Source organism: Calothrix sp. FACHB-168 (assembly GCF_963889195.1).
GTDB lineage: Bacteria > Cyanobacteriota > Cyanobacteriia > Cyanobacteriales > Nostocaceae > Aulosira > Aulosira anomala_A.
Window position 1 is genome coordinate 60,999 of the sequence record NZ_CAWPNJ010000017.1, and the last position, 14,957, is coordinate 75,955.

At 37.5% G+C, this 14,957-nt stretch carries 11 protein-coding genes; 2 read left to right on the forward strand and 9 right to left on the reverse strand.

Going from position 1 to position 14,957, the window contains the following annotated elements:
- The first annotated feature begins 43 nt into the window (after positions 1–43).
- Positions 44–1,168: an amidohydrolase family protein gene (locus AACW45_RS09710; RefSeq protein ID WP_242045501.1), complete on the forward strand. Its 1,125-nt coding sequence runs from the start codon at positions 44–46 to the stop codon at positions 1,166–1,168.
- A 115-nt stretch (positions 1,169–1,283) separates the two neighbouring features.
- Here AACW45_RS09710 and AACW45_RS09715 read toward each other — a convergent pair whose 3' ends face one another.
- Positions 1,284–1,745, reverse strand: coding sequence for a hypothetical protein (locus tag AACW45_RS09715; RefSeq protein ID WP_190632788.1), 462 nt, complete (start codon positions 1,743–1,745; stop codon positions 1,284–1,286).
- Positions 1,746–2,213: 468 nt separating this feature from the next.
- Positions 2,214–3,068 (reverse strand): DUF72 domain-containing protein, encoded by an 855-nt coding sequence (locus tag AACW45_RS09720; protein ID WP_190632789.1) that lies wholly within the window; start codon positions 3,066–3,068, stop codon positions 2,214–2,216.
- Between the two features lie 424 nt (positions 3,069–3,492).
- Here AACW45_RS09720 and AACW45_RS09725 point away from each other — a divergent pair, with 424 nt between their 5' ends.
- Positions 3,493–3,819: a PadR family transcriptional regulator gene (locus AACW45_RS09725; protein WP_242045500.1), complete on the forward strand. Its 327-nt coding sequence runs from the start codon at positions 3,493–3,495 to the stop codon at positions 3,817–3,819.
- Between the two features lie 3 nt (positions 3,820–3,822).
- Here AACW45_RS09725 and AACW45_RS09730 read toward each other — a convergent pair whose 3' ends face one another.
- The 7 genes from AACW45_RS09730 to AACW45_RS09760 form a co-directional block, all read right to left on the reverse strand.
- Positions 3,823–4,908, reverse strand: coding sequence for an AI-2E family transporter (locus tag AACW45_RS09730; protein ID WP_190632790.1), 1,086 nt, complete (start codon positions 4,906–4,908; stop codon positions 3,823–3,825).
- Between the two features lie 326 nt (positions 4,909–5,234).
- Positions 5,235–6,668, reverse strand: a complete 1,434-nt coding sequence (locus AACW45_RS09735; protein WP_190632791.1) for a bifunctional orotidine-5'-phosphate decarboxylase/orotate phosphoribosyltransferase — start codon at positions 6,666–6,668, stop codon at positions 5,235–5,237.
- 198 nt (positions 6,669–6,866) lie between these two features.
- A complete protein-coding gene (locus AACW45_RS09740; RefSeq protein WP_190632792.1) occupies positions 6,867–7,589 on the reverse strand; it encodes a molybdopterin-dependent oxidoreductase in 723 nt (240 codons plus the stop codon).
- Between the two features lie 640 nt (positions 7,590–8,229).
- Positions 8,230–8,700 (reverse strand): response regulator, encoded by a 471-nt coding sequence (locus tag AACW45_RS09745; protein WP_190632793.1) that lies wholly within the window; start codon positions 8,698–8,700, stop codon positions 8,230–8,232.
- A gap of 267 nt (positions 8,701–8,967) precedes the next feature.
- A complete protein-coding gene (locus AACW45_RS09750; RefSeq protein ID WP_190632794.1) occupies positions 8,968–9,561 on the reverse strand; it encodes a chemotaxis protein CheB in 594 nt (197 codons plus the stop codon).
- Positions 9,561–10,391, reverse strand: a complete 831-nt coding sequence (locus tag AACW45_RS09755) for a CheR family methyltransferase (protein ID WP_190632795.1) — start codon at positions 10,389–10,391, stop codon at positions 9,561–9,563. The genes AACW45_RS09750 and AACW45_RS09755 overlap by 1 nt, the downstream gene beginning before the upstream one ends.
- Positions 10,392–10,863: 472 nt before the next feature.
- Positions 10,864–14,487 carry a response regulator gene (locus AACW45_RS09760; protein ID WP_190632796.1) on the reverse strand — a complete coding sequence of 1,208 codons (3,624 nt, stop codon included), beginning with the start codon at positions 14,485–14,487 and terminating at the stop codon, positions 10,864–10,866.
- Between the last annotated feature and the right edge of the window lie 470 nt (positions 14,488–14,957).

The window sequence follows — 14,957 nt, forward strand, 5'->3', positions numbered from 1 at the left end:
TTGTACAGAGGCGATTAATCGCGTCTCTAACAACTGACAAATTATGATGAATTTGGCTGACATTCCCTTAATCGATCAACATGCCCATAATGTGTTACGCCCGGAGGTAGCGGCGCGTTATCCTTTTGCGGCTGCTTTTACAGAAGGATATGACGAGGAAATAGTTAATTATCATGCGCGTCATACTTTATTTTATCGGCGCAGTCTGAGGGAAATTGCCGCGTTATTAGAATGTGATGCTACAGAAAGTGCGATCGCAGCGCGACGAAATAATTTAGGCTTAGAAAAGCTTACCCAGCTTTATTTTCAAGCGGCAAATTTAGAAGCAATTTATCTCGATGATGGTTTAGAAACTGAAAGTATTTTACCTATCTCCTGGCACGAAAAATTGATTCCTGTCCGCAGAATTCTGCGGTTGGAGGTGCTAGCAGAACAATTAATTCCCCAAAGCGAAGATTTTGCTTCTTTCCTCGCTAGATTTCACAGCGAAATCGATCCCCCACCATCGGGGGTTATTGGCTTTAAGAGTATTGTTTGTTATCGTACTGGCTTGAACGTGCAACCTGTAACTTTTGAACTGGCTGCATCTCGCTTTGACGAAATTAAACAACAGTTAAATAATCAACCACTACGCTTAGTTGATAAACCTCTGATTGATTTTTTGTTACAACAAGCTTTATTAATTGCGGCGAAATATCGCTTACCAGTACAATTACATACAGGCTTTGGCGATCCAGATTTAGATTTACGTTTAGCTAATCCTCTCAATTTGCGATCGCTTTTAGAACAACCCCAGTATCGTCATGCACCATTAGTCTTACTACACGCTTCTTATCCCTACATGCAAGAAGCTGGATATTTAGCTGCTGTCTATCCTCAAGTTTATTTAGATTTTGGTTTGGCAATACCTTCTTTAAGTGTATCGGGAATGCGAGCAGCCATCGGTCAATTACTGGAATTAACGCCAACTACTAAACTAATGTATTCTTCCGATGCACATTCAATACCCGAATTATATTATTTAGGGGCTAAATGGGGGCGTCAGTTATTAAAAGAAGTGCTAGAACAAGCAATTCAAGATGGGGATTTAACAGGGGATGAAGCTTTTGCGATCGCTACAGCAATTTTACGCGAAAATGCTTTATCTCTCTATAATTCTCAGTTGTGAAAAATATCAATTTTGGCTGTCAACAGTCAACCGCGCCGCACTGCGATGCCCTGAGCTTGTCGAAGGGAGCTTGTCGAAGTGTCAACAGCCAATAGAATTTTCCTAAAGAGTATTGTTAATTTACTCTTGGTCTAATATACTGGCGGTCAACTCCTTTATATTGACCTTCTAGACCTTGTTTAATCCAATTGATGCATTCAAATTCGGATTTGAATAATTTTGGTGCTGCAATATTATTCAGCAACTCTGGTGGGTAGTGGTCGTAAAAATATTTACCCTCCTGTTGAGAGATAATTATCAAATTGTAGCGGTAAAGATAGCGAGATTGAAAACTATCCCCGCAATTGATGAAATCTGCATTTTTGTTAATATGCTCCTTGGCAGTCTCAATAATATTATTGATGCTACTGCCGTAAATTCCTGCTGGATTCTCTGCTTTATGAAATTGGCTCTTATCTCCAATTTCTGCCAATAATTTATAGGAATAGATTTCGTAATTATCGGCTTTACCAAAAACGAATGGAATGATGAGATATCCTTTATATGACACTGAATTTTCATAAAGAAGACGACTCATCTCAACCTCCTTTGGTGTAACTGCTCCCTGAGTTTTTATGGCATTCTTTCTATACTAACAGATGATATTTTTCTGTCAGTTAATGTTAGGATGCATATAACTATGTCATCCTTTTGCAAAGGGGGTTATCACCCCTTTTTTTGGAAAAAATAGAAAGAATAGTGTTGGAACACAAAAATGTATAACTACCATTATCCATCTTATTGAAAATAAGCAAGCATGAGATATATTGCAAAAGTCAAAAAATCCTGAATTGAATTCCTTAATATTAATTAATAACTCTGAAAAGCCGATCTAATATAGGTTGATTGATTTAAAGATGTTACATTTTTGTCAAATATTGGTATAATATCTCATCGCAATTTCTTAATTAGCTAGGGGAAATGCTAATTTATTTTGCGCATCTCGATAGATGGCATAAAAAAACTTAATATTTGATTTAAAGCTAGACAATTTAAATTTGAAAAATCACCATAAACTTAACTGGTTTGGTGGTTGTTCCAGGTTATTCCACGGTAGAGGCGGAACTGCGACACCATGCTGTTCTAGTAAATTTTGAAAATGACGGGCAGTGTTAGGCGATCGCTCTTCTATAGGACAATGAACAAAGAAGTAAATTCGCACTCCCGCCTGTAACCATTGCTGAATCTGCGTTACCCACTCTTCCATAAAAGGTTGATTCACAGCTAAATTCGGATGAGAAATAAACCGAATCAAGCTAAAAGGCGCAGTAACGCTAAATTGTACAGGTAATTTCGGCTTGCGTCGCTCCGATTGCAACTGCGGATCGTCATCTCCCGTATAGATAGGGCGTGAATCTAACAGCACTCTCCCCACATTTAACTTTTCTAACAAAGCTGTCAAATTACTGGCGTGGGGTTCTGTAAACCAGTCAGGATGGCGAACTTCTAAAGCCAGAGGTGCTACACTATGCGGCCAAGCTTCTAAAAAACTCACCAAATCTGTCATCAATGTAGGTGCATAACTTGGTGGTAATTGGGCAAATATCGGCCCTAAACGCCCACCTAAAACTTGCATTCCCTCAAGAAATTTTAAAGCCGCCGGAATCTGCGGTTGCAATAAACCCTCATGGGTAATAATTCGCGGTAATTTCAAACAAAATTCAAAACCTGCGGGCGTTTCTGTGCGCCAACGAGTGACAGTTTCTTGATTAGGGATAGCGTAAAAAGTGGTGTTACCCTCAACAGTAGTAAACCGCCGACTGTAAAGAGAAAGAAACTCAGCAGTGCGAGTACCTTGGGGGTAAAGTTCCCCCACCCATCCTTTATAAGCCCAAACTGCACACCCAATAAAAAAATTCACCAGCCTTACGCCCAAAGCATTGATGTATCACGATTAATTGTACAAGGGCATGGGGCATAGGGCATGGGGCATTGGTATCAACTTAACGTGAAACCCTGATTTCATCTAGCTCCCATGCTCTGCGTGGGAGCGAAAATCTGTGGGCTGCTGCCTCAATTTATCAGCTTTCGAGGCAGCAGCCGACGAATATGCATTTCCAGGCAGAGGCTGGAAACGAGATAGATACAGGTTTTAAGCTTAAGTTGACACGTATGGGCACTGCCATACTCCGAAGTGCGTACCTCATACCTCATTTACTACTTGCCTCATTAACCAAACTACCAACTAGCTTTCTCTAACCAATGCCCAATGTCCAATGCCCAATGCCCATTTACCAACTTTTCTGAAAGTCTCTCAATATAGGGGAAAATGAAATCTTAACTGATTGTTACCAAAGCCTTGCGTGATGGATGGTAGAGAGTTCTATTCAAGTTTGATTCGGCTGCATATTCTACATCATGCAGTTAAGGAGCCAATTTTTGGTCTAGGTATTATTGAAGAATTGGCGCGTCACGGTTACAAACTTAGTGCGGGAACACTCTACCCGATGTTACACGATATGGAGCGCAAGGGATACCTGTATTCTGTTGAGGAGCGAATAGGGCGACAAAACCGAAGACTTTACCAAGCTACCGATTTAGGCAAAGTGACTCTAGAAACTGCTAAAGAAAAAGTACGAGAATTATTTGGCGAATTATTCGAGGAATTGTAACCCCTAACCCCTAGCCCCTATCTCCGGTACAGCTTCCCCATCAATCGCCTTGCTGGAAACATTAGATACAAAGCCATCTGCTGCATCTTTAATTAAACCAGCTAAGGGTACAGCAATTAACAAACCCAACAATCCGCCTATATAAGTGCCGATGAGTAAAGAAATGATAACCCAAATCGGTCTCAGTCCTGTGAACTTTCCTAACAACCGAGGCGCGATCGCCTGATCGATTAACTGGTCAATTACAATAGCTACAGCAAACACCTTCACTGCTAGCCAAAAATCATGAGAGGCGATAATTAAAGTCACTACAATCAGACTGACAACATCGCCAAAAGGAATCAAGCTTAAAACGCCAATTCCCAAGCCAAAAAGTAATGCAAACTGCACGTGAAAGGCTAAAAACATTAAAGTTTCGGAAACTCCCATCAGCAACCCTAAACTAACTTGACCAATTAAGTAGTTTTGAAAATTTTGTTGCACGGAATTTTTAATTTTTTGCGCAAAATCCCCAGGTAATTTTTTAAATATTCCTTCCCAAATTCTTTGACCATCTATTAATAGATAAAAAGTTAGCACTACTGTCACTATGGCTTCAGAAATACTATCAATTGTATCAATAATAATACTTAAAAGATGTTTAAATAAATATTGCAACTCATCAGGTAAGTGATTATTTAATTGCGTTAATATTTGCCCAATATTTACTTGCAAATTTTCGCTTACATTCCAAGCGGTTAAACTTTGAAATTTAGCCTCATTCGCATCAATCCATTGGGGTAGTAATTTAGCAATTTCATTAAACTGCTCTAAAACAATCGGTACTAATATCGCAGCTAACGCCAGTATAATTACCAAAGCAGGTATAAATACAGATGCGATCGCATAGTTACGTTGCAGTCCGCGTTTTTCCAAAATAGAAACCGGATAGTTTAAAATAAAAGCAAACAAACTTGCTAAAACTAAAATAATTACTATTGGTTCAAAATAATGGAAAAACTTAAATGCAAGCCATAGATTCAGAAAAATTAAAGGAAATATTAGCGTAAAAATTAATATTTTAATTAGTTGATTGAGAGAAGCATTCATAATTAGTCAGCATTGGTGAGGTAAAATTTCAACCCAAAAAGCATGTCAAATTACAAGAAATTTATCTATGCAACTAACACACTCTTCAATAATATAATGTAATGGATATGAAAAAATATAAAATATGCGTAGGGTGTGTTATGCCATAGGCTAACGCACCTTTAATTATAGAAATTCTTAACAGTACTTTGCGCTAAACTATAGCAATACTATTTGAAATGCAAACAAAAGGGACAAGGAAGACAAGTATTTATAATTCATTTAGGATTGCTATACATCCCTTTTGACTATTGACTATTGACTATTGACTATTGACTGTTGACTTACTACCCTTCTTTAAAAGCTAATAATTGTCCCTCATTAATCCGTCCTGCTTGATACAGAGTTTCTGTAATTTCCGAAAGAGTTAAAACCGCATAACTATTGTAACCATGTTGGCTTAACCTATTTTTTACACCCTGTTCGTGGTCGATAAATACAACAATATCTTGAACATTTAGCCCCGCAGATTTTAATTTCTCCGCGCCTTCCATCACACTTTTACCACTTATCAAAATATCATCCACAACCACAACAGTTTCACCTGGATTATAGTTACCTTCAATTACCTTACGAGTTCCATGTGCTTTAACTTCCTTGCGGGGAAAAATCATCGGACAATGAAGGCGTAAAGCTAAACCAGTAGCTGTAGGTAAAGAACCGTAGGGAATACCCGCAATCCGATCAAAATTGAGTGTTTCTAAAATACTTGCATAGCCACTCAAGACTTGATTAAAAACTTGCGGATTGGAAATAATTTTACGTAAATCGATGTAATAAGGAAAAGTTGCTCCTGATGCTTGCACAAAGCTACCAAACATAATGCAGCCAATATCGTACAATTGTAAAATTAAATCTTGCTGCGGATGTATATTGGAAACACTTACATCTGGTAACCACACATTACAAGTAGAATTCTCATCATTAATATTATTTTTACATTCATTAATTTCTGTGCATAAAGCTGCAATTTCTTGAGATAATTGGGGACTCGATAGCATATCTTGAGGCACAGGAATTATCAACCCCGTACCATTATCATTCAACCCAGCAGCGACAATTTGATTGAGATTGCTACCCTCTACCCAAATACTACGAGCCATAATCAATCTTTCCGGTGCAATGGCGCGAATTAACGCCAAAACTTCTGGATTATTAGTCCCAACTTCTAATCCTAATTGTTCTGGAGTTCCCCAATTTTTTGATTCTTTAACTACTTGCAAATATAAAGGTGTTTCGGTGACTGGATATTGCTGTAAACTCTCCGCACCAGGATTAGATGTACAACATAAAATAAATACTGCATTATCAGGATAAACTAGAAATGGTGCCACATGATCTTGTCCGGTATAAGGACTGAGTGTAATAGCATCAACACCCCATTCTGTAAACACAGTCCGCGCCAAAATAGTACTAGTATTTAAATCGCTATGTTTAGCATCCAAAATAATAGGAATGTGTGGCGGAATAGCTTTTAAAGTTTTGTGTAATAGTTCTAAACCGGGAATACCTAAAGCTTCATAAAACCCGAAAGTTGGCTTATAAGCACAGACATAATCTGCCGTTTCGGCAATAATAAATTGCAACCAATTCCACAAACCATCCATAATATCTAAAGATGCATAACGTTCGGGCATCATCTCAGGATTGGGATCGAGTCCTACAAATAGTAGACTTTGATTGCGGGCAATATTATCATGTAGTTTATCAAAAAATTTCATAGATAATTGGTCATTTGTCAATGGTCAATAGTCAATGGTCATTTGTTAGAGACGCGATTAATCGCGTCTGTACAATTGTCAATAGTCAAGAAGGTGATATTTATTTGTCCTCCTTGTACCCCTTGTCCCCCTTCCCTTGTCTCCGTTGTCTCCCTTGTCCCTTTTTCTTGTTATGATTGTTCAATTAGCCTGACTTTTTCACAGTCCTGCATACCATTCATAACCTTGGTCTTCCCAGTAACCTTTAAAAATTGATAACTGATTAGTCAGGGTAATTTGAGTTACCCACTTACTTTGCTTATATCCTAATTTAATAGGTGAAGCTAAACGCAAAGGCGCACCGTTATCAACTGGTAAAGGTTCACCGTTTTTTTGATAAGCTAATAAAGTTTGTGGATGCAAAACTGATGCTATATCCCAACTTTCATAGTAGCCATCGGCTGATTTAAAATAAGCATACTTGGCATTAGCTTTAGGTTGAGCAAGTGCAATTATTTCTTGCAGACGTACACCACCCCACTGTACAATTGCTGCCCAGCCTTCTACACAAACATGGCGAATAATCATTGAAGTCAGAGGTAAAGCAAAAATTTCTGGCAAACTCAAACTTAAGGGATTATTTACCTCACCATCAACAATTAAACGATACTTTTGCGGATCGATAATTGGCGTACTGCGAAAAGTATTAACTATTAGCGCCTTTGGTTCAATTTGGCTAGGGGAAAATTCTGGTACAGGCTTTTGGGGATTAAATATCAAAGTTTCTAAGCTTTGATTTAGCGGTTCGGAAAGTTTACCTACCAAATCTTCAAAACTTGGCGTACCGCACCCACCAAGTAAAAAACTCGCACCAGACAATCCAGAAATTTGGAAAAATTTACGTCTTGTCAATTGCAGACTATGACTGCGAATTAAACCCATATAGCACCAAAATACATTTTTCTACAGCCAGCGCAGCTAGTCTACCGAGATTTTGCAACATTCTCAATTACCATAGCCAGAGAATGCACACAATTTAATAATTAGGCGCTAGAACATGAGGAGACGCGATTAATTGCGTAATTGTAGAGACGCGATTAATCGCGTCTCTAAAAATAAAAAAAGGTTTGGTTGCGAGCCAAACCTCGATCATTGCTGTGCTTAACAACGTACTAAAATAATTTATACCTACTCTTATGACAGATCATCATCCTATGGGATGTATGCAAATAAGTCACAACCTGCTATCGCTCTAATTGTGCCAAATATTATCTGTTTTCCCAACTTTGCGAAGTAAATTATCATTACAGTATAATTATATACGATTAAAAGATGAAAAAGGCTTGGTTGTGCCAAGCCTCCAGATATACCAGGTGTTTACCATATATATAGATAATTTAGACATACTCTGCTTAGAGATCATCTTTCTCTTTGTAGTGTACAAATATGCTTAAACCTGATATGATATGTGCCAATTAAAATGGGAAAACTTTGCTGTTATCAATCCTGATTTGCTGGCTTTTTCGGTTGTCAATAGCCAAATTCTGATGAAAGTTGAGATTTATCATCACTATCCTTGACATCAGATTGCAGTAGGCGACATGCAAGCAGGATGAGCTTGGTAGCTGTTATTCAGCACGTTTACCACTGAATTAACAAATTCCATTGGTTCTATGGGCTTGACAAAGTAAGCCTGAAATCCTGAAGCTAGTGCTTCTTGTTCAACAGTTTCTTGGGCATAAGCAGTCAGAGCGATCGCCGGAATATGCTTGAATTGATTTGTATACATGGCTCTAATTTTCCGCATCAGAGTACAACCGTCTATTTCCGGTAAGCCAATATCGCACAGCAATACATCCGGTTGCATTTGTTCTAACACTGCTAAGGCTTCATAGGCTGATCCTGTGACTACTACATTTGCACCTGCATCCTCTAGTAAAAAAGTGAGTAAGAGCTGTGTATCCTCATTATCTTCCACTAGCAAAACTCTTAAACCTTCTAAAACTAGAGAATCTTCCGGAATGGTAGGATTAAGGCTTTTTTCGGAAAGCATATTTTATTCTTATCTCCAAATTTTTTTCCGAAAGTTAATAGTTTCTTCAGGATTCTAGCAGATAAAAAAAATATGAGCAAAGTGTGGCAATTGATCTGTGAATATCTCCAAAACTCTGGTTTTGAACGCAAATTTTCTACCCTGGGGTAGATGAAATTTATTATTGGTAATACCATATCCCGAATTTCTTAAAGAAGTCGGGGATCTAATTTTTCATAATTGGTAACTGAATATTCCAGAGAAAATTACAAAATATTTTGTTAAAATTTACTGACCTTTGCATAGGGAACATTGACCCGCACGATGACAAAGGTAAATTAATTTCTGGGCAATGTCTTCTAGGGGTAAAATCCAGTCTACAGCCACAGCATTCATAGCTGCTTTTGGCATCACAGAGCATTCAGCAGTTTTTGGGTCTTGAACAATAGCAAGGCCAAATTTTAATTTTACCATTTTTAAACCTTGCATTCCATCTTCATTTGCGCCTGTTAAGATCACACCAATAACTTGCTCGCCATAAATATCAGCCGCAGACTCAAATAAAACATCTATTGACGGTCGAGCATAGGAAACAGGCTCATCTGTAGACAGTGCAAAAAAACCAGATTCTACCAACAAATGATAATCAGCCGGTGCTAGATAAACATATCCTGGTAAAATTTCGTCTTTATCTTCCACTTCTCGGATTGTTAAAGCTGTATTTTCTTGTAAGATATCTCTCAAGCGATCGCGCGAATCTAGATGGCGATGCTGCACAACTATAATTGGACATGGGAAGTCATTTGGTATATTGTGGAGCAAGATTTTCAGCGCAGATAATCCGCCAATAGATGCACCAATAACCACAACTTTAGCCACCACTAATTCAACCTCCGATAAAGCTTTTCACCTTTGACAAGCTCTTGGTATTGTTGATCGTGAGTGGTAAAACGAATTGATTCTTGCTTGCCTAACCCTAAGATACCAAAAGGACAAAGGCTATGATAAAACAGTTCATGTACGCGCTTTTGTAAATCTTGGTTGAAATAAATTAAAACGTTACGACATATAACGATATGAAACTCATTAAAAGAGCTATCAGTCGCTAAGTTATGTTGAGCAAATATCATATTTTCTCGTAAGGATGCGCGAAAAATAGCATTATCATAAGCTGCCGTGTAATATTCAGAAAAAGAGGCTTTACCACCAGCTTTTAAATACAGTTGGGTGTAATCTTGCATGAGTTTTAAAGAATAAATCCCACTTTTTGCTGTTTGCAGTACTTTTTCATTAAAGTCAGTGGCATAAATCCGGCAACGTCGGTAAAGATTTTCTTCTTGTAGTAAAATTGCCATTGAATATACTTCCTCTCCTGTTGAGCATCCAGCGTGCCAAATGCGAATAAAAGGATAGGTGCGTAATAGGGGAATGACTTCATTTCTCAAGGTGAGATAAAAGCTAGGATCGCGAAACATGGAAGTTACATTTACTGTGAGATTCAGTAAAAATCTTTCTAAACATTCTTGATCGTGCAATACCCGCGCTTGTAAATCGGAAACGCTGCTAAAATTCTCTTTTTTTACAAAATGATGAATGCGACGTTTGAGAGAAGATAAGGCATAATTGCGAAAATCATAACCCCAATAACGATACACTCCTTCCAGTAGTAACTGGATTTCGATATCCTCTAATTTGATTTTTGGTAAACTCATAACAGGCACAACCAACTATTAATTAGTGATTTTGCTGTGAATATAGCAAAGTCAAAATCTCACAGTTGTTGGCTATTTCTAAAGTAATAGACATTAATATAGACCCAATTTCTTTAATAAAACTCATTTTCAATTTATAATTTTTACCGTAGTGTCACGACTGCCTCAAGTCAGATCGCTAAATCCTCTAATAGTTATATGTTTTCAGTTTTTCAACTTTAATATAAATAAAATCTAAAAATATTGAATATTTCGGACAATCAAATGTAAAATCACGACCAATTTACAATTTTTTTAATCAATAGACAAGTTTTAAAAATGGGCATAGGGCATGGGGCATGGGAAGACGTAGGTTGGGTTGAGGAACGAAACCCAACACCAAAGCGGCTTTGTTGGGTTTCGCTGTCGCTCTACCCAACCTACAATTATCTACAATTATCCTAGACAGGCTTCGTATTTATGAAAGAGTATCTTACCGATATAGCCAAACCCGTAATAAAGAAAGTAATTGCTCTGTATCTACAGGTTTAGTAATATAGTCTGAAGCTCCGGCGGCGATGCATTTTTCTCTATCGCCTTGCATAGCTTTTGCAGTTAAAGCAATTATGGGTAGAGAACGGAATTGTACCTGTTGACGGATAGCGCGAGTTGCTTCATAACCGTCCATTTCTGGCATCATTATATCCATCAATACGGCGTTAACATCAGGATTAGCTTGCAATATTGCTATGCCATCTCTACCATTTTCGGCAAAAATTACTTGCATTTGGTAACTTTCTAGCAAGCTGGTGATAGCAAAGATATTGCGGACATCGTCATCAATAATTAAAATCTTTTTATGTGCCAGGATAGTGTCAGAATTGCGAAGTTGCTCTAAAATTTGTCGCTTTGACTGCGGTAAATTAGCCTGGATACGATGGAGAAATAAGGCAGTTTCATCAAGTAAACGTTCAGGCGATCGCACATCTTTAATAATTATAGTCTCCGCTAGCCGTCGTAATTGGGTTTCTTCTGGGCGGGAGAGTTCCTTTCCGGTATAGACAATGATGGGAATCTTGACTAAATCGGGTTGTTGTTTGATTTGCTCAATTAGTTCTAACCCGTTCATATCCGGTAGACCTAAATCTAAGACAATACAATCAATCCGTTGCGATCGCAGTGTCGCTAAAGCCTCAGCTGCTGTATTAACTGCGGTACTTTGCACATCACCATTACCAATCAACTCTATAATACTGCGGGCTTGCACTGGATCGTCTTCGATGATGAGTAAATTTTTAACTTTTCGTTCCAAAAAAGCTTTAATATCAGTTAACGCCCCTGTTAATTGTTCTTTAGAAACAGGTTTTTGTAAATAAGCGATCGCGCCTAACTCTAAACCGCGTTGTTGGCGATCGTCAATAGATAATATATGTACGGGAATATGGCGCGTTTCTCCATTATGCTTGAGACGATCTAACACCATCCAGCCATCCATATCAGGCATACATACATCTAAAGTAATCGCATCTGGTTTAAACTGTTGTGCTAGCGCCAAACCTGCTTGCCCATGTAAAGCTAGCAAAACTTTAAACCCTTGTTGTTGCGCCATATCTTGCAAAATCCGCGCAAATTTTACATCATCTTCAATCACTAGCAATACTTTATCACCTACGCGGATATTTTCTCTATCATCAGGAATTTCTGGCTGAGAATTAGGGAGATTAACTACTGACAAAGAAGGAGAAACTAGAGGAAGAGAAGAAGTTAGTTGTGTAGCTTGCAAATTTTTCTGCTTGACAATTTCACTTGCTTTAGCTGTGACATTGGTTTGCATTTCTTGTAGCGGTAAATAAAGCGTAAAAGTGCTTCCCTCTCCTAGTTGACTTATTAATTCAATTCTCCCACCTAACAAATGAGCTAGTTCTCGACTAATAGATAAACCTAAGCCTGTACCGCCATATTTGCGGCTGGTGGTACCATCTGCTTGTTGAAAGGCTTCAAAAATTAACTGCTGTTTTTCTTTTGCAATGCCAATACCTGTATCGCTAACAGCAAAAGCCACTGTATCGGGAGATATTAACCTCACTTCTAAGCTGACTCTACCTTGTTCAGTAAACTTAAAAGCATTCGCCAATAAATTATTTAATACTTGTTGTAAACGTTTGGGATCAGTATAAAATTCTGGTGGTAAGTTTTGGTCAAATTCTAGATTAAAATTTAATCCTTTATTTTCTGATAATTGGCGAAAGTTAGCTTGCAAGTATCTTTGTAAATCAACAAAATTAACTGGCTTATTTTCTATAGTGAATTTACCAGATTCAACTTTTGCTAAATCTAAAACATCGTTAATTAAGGCTAATAAATCTGTGCCAGCATTATAGATAGTTTGACTATATTCGATTTGTTTTGCAGTTAAATTACCCTCAGAATTTTCCGACATTAACCGCGCCAAAATTAATAGACTATTAAGCGGCGTTCTTAACTCATGAGACATATTGGCTAAAAACTCCGACTTATATTTAGAAGATAAAGTTAATGCTTGAGCTTGTTCTTCTAAAGATAGTCTTGCTTGTTCAATTTGTTGATTTTTAACTTCAACTTCTCGCTTTTGTACCGCCAATAATTCGGCTTTTTCTTCCAACTCTTCATTTAAAGCTTGTAATTCCTCGTTAGATTGTTTTAATTCCTCCTGCTGTTGCTGTAAAAGTAGTTGGGATGCTTCTAAATCTTCTGCTTGTTGTTGTAATAACTGGTTGCTATTTTGCAGTTCTGCTTGTTGCGTTTTTAATTCTTCCGTTAATTCCTGAGATTGCTGGAGGAGTTGCTGAGTTAGCATATCAGCATTAATGGCATTTAAAGCAATACCAATAACTTCACTAACTTGTTCTAAAAAAATTAAATGTAGTTCGCTAAAAGCTTGCAATGATGCTAATTCAATTACAGCATTTACCTGCTTTTCAAATAATACAGGTAAGACTACAATATTTAATGGTGGCGTTTCTCCTAAGCCCGAACTAATGCGGATATAATCAGGCGGTACTTGGGTGAGTAAAATTCTTTGCTTTTCTAAAGCACATTGACCAACTAAACCTTCTCCCAAGCGAAATTGATTGGCTAAATTTTTCCGTTCTTTGTAAGCATAGCTACTAAATAACTTTAATATTGGCTGATTTTCGCGATTTTCCATTAAATAAATTACACCATGTTGGGCGCTAACCAAAGGTGCTAACTTAGATAAAATTGACTCAGTGACATTTACTAAATTTCTTTTTCCTTGCAAGCTATTACTAAATTCAGCCAAGTTAGATTTTAACCAATTTTCCTGTTCATTTTTTTGCTTAGTTTCTTGTAAATTAGCAATCATTTGATTGAAACTGCTTGTCAATATCCCCACTTCATCTTGCCGTTTTGTATCGGGGAGTTTAGCTGATAAATCGCCATCAGCAATTTTCGCAGCTACACGAGAAAATTTTTCTAGAGGTTGGGAAATATCACGAGATAATAAATAGCCAATCAAAGCTATCAAGATAAAAGAGATAGGAATTCCATAAGTAATAGTAGAAATAGTAGCTCTAGCCGCAGATTTTGCTTGGTTTGAACGCTGAATTAATAATTCATTCTCTTCTAATTTCATCTCCTCAGTCAGGTTACGGATTCTATCCATCAACCGCTTACCTTCATCGGTAAGAATGAGCTTTTTAGCTGCTTCTAAGCCTTGACTATCTCGCAATTCCAGCACTTTTTGCATGATAGTTATTCTTTCAGCAATTAGTGGCTGTAACCGTTCGAGCCGATGTTTTTGATTGGGATTATCAGCAGTAAACTCACGGAGTTTTGTTAGAGGTTGGTCTATAGATTCAATCGCTGCTTGATATGGCTCTAAATAACGCTTTTCACCAGTAATTATATAACCGCGCTGTCCTGTTTCCGCTTGTTGTAGCTTGCTATTTAAATCTTGCAGCAATCCTAAAACTTGGTATGTATGGTTTTCTAGGTATGATGTAGCGATCAATTCGTTAGTAGTGCGATGAGAAATGAATCCCAACGCAGTTAAAATGGTCAGGCCTAGAGCGAAACTAGTGCCAATTTTGCTGCCAATCTTCAAACGGTTTAACATTGCTAATGTCAATTATGACTATGTCAGCTTCAACAAATCAGGCATTCTCATGAGCTTACCATCTTTTCTCACTATAGGATTCTTGCCTGATTTTGGAAATATTCCCAGTGGATGCGATCGCCAAAATTTTGGTATGTCAGCTATTGTCTAGCCTACTCTATTGACGATTGACGTTTCATCGTAACGCGATCGTTGCCAAAATCAAATCGGATCTCCAGCAGAACTTAGGTCATGACCATCATGGCTTTAATCTTATTTTATTCCTGATAGCCAAGCAAAATAACGTAACATATATTACTCAAAATTATTAGGCTAATTTTTAATTAAAAGATATATTTTATACTAACAACTTGAAGAAAATATAAAATAAGGTTTGGAGTAATATTTTAATGGCTTGCCAAGCTTAGTTTATGTTAAATTACCTCAAAGAGTTATAGTTAAAAGAATACAATTATTATCTATATTTTCTT

What these genes read in the sequence shown, in the direction of transcription:
- AACW45_RS09735 (WP_190632791.1), bottom strand. Translation starts at nt 6,668, where the DNA reads ATGAAATTTTTTGATAAACTACATGATAATATTGCCCGCAATCAAAGT.
- AACW45_RS09760 (WP_190632796.1), bottom strand. Translation starts at nt 14,487, where the DNA reads ATGTTAAACCGTTTGAAGATTGGCAGCAAAATTGGCACTAGTTTCGCT.
- AACW45_RS09755 (WP_190632795.1), bottom strand. Translation starts at nt 10,391, where the DNA reads ATGAGTTTACCAAAAATCAAATTAGAGGATATCGAAATCCAGTTACTA.
- AACW45_RS09745 (WP_190632793.1), bottom strand. Translation starts at nt 8,700, where the DNA reads ATGCTTTCCGAAAAAAGCCTTAATCCTACCATTCCGGAAGATTCTCTA.
- AACW45_RS09740 (WP_190632792.1), bottom strand. Translation starts at nt 7,589, where the DNA reads ATGGGTTTAATTCGCAGTCATAGTCTGCAATTGACAAGACGTAAATTT.
- AACW45_RS09710 (WP_242045501.1), top strand. Translation starts at nt 44, where the DNA reads ATGATGAATTTGGCTGACATTCCCTTAATCGATCAACATGCCCATAAT.
- AACW45_RS09730 (WP_190632790.1), bottom strand. Translation starts at nt 4,908, where the DNA reads ATGAATGCTTCTCTCAATCAACTAATTAAAATATTAATTTTTACGCTA.
- AACW45_RS09715 (WP_190632788.1), bottom strand. Translation starts at nt 1,745, where the DNA reads ATGAGTCGTCTTCTTTATGAAAATTCAGTGTCATATAAAGGATATCTC.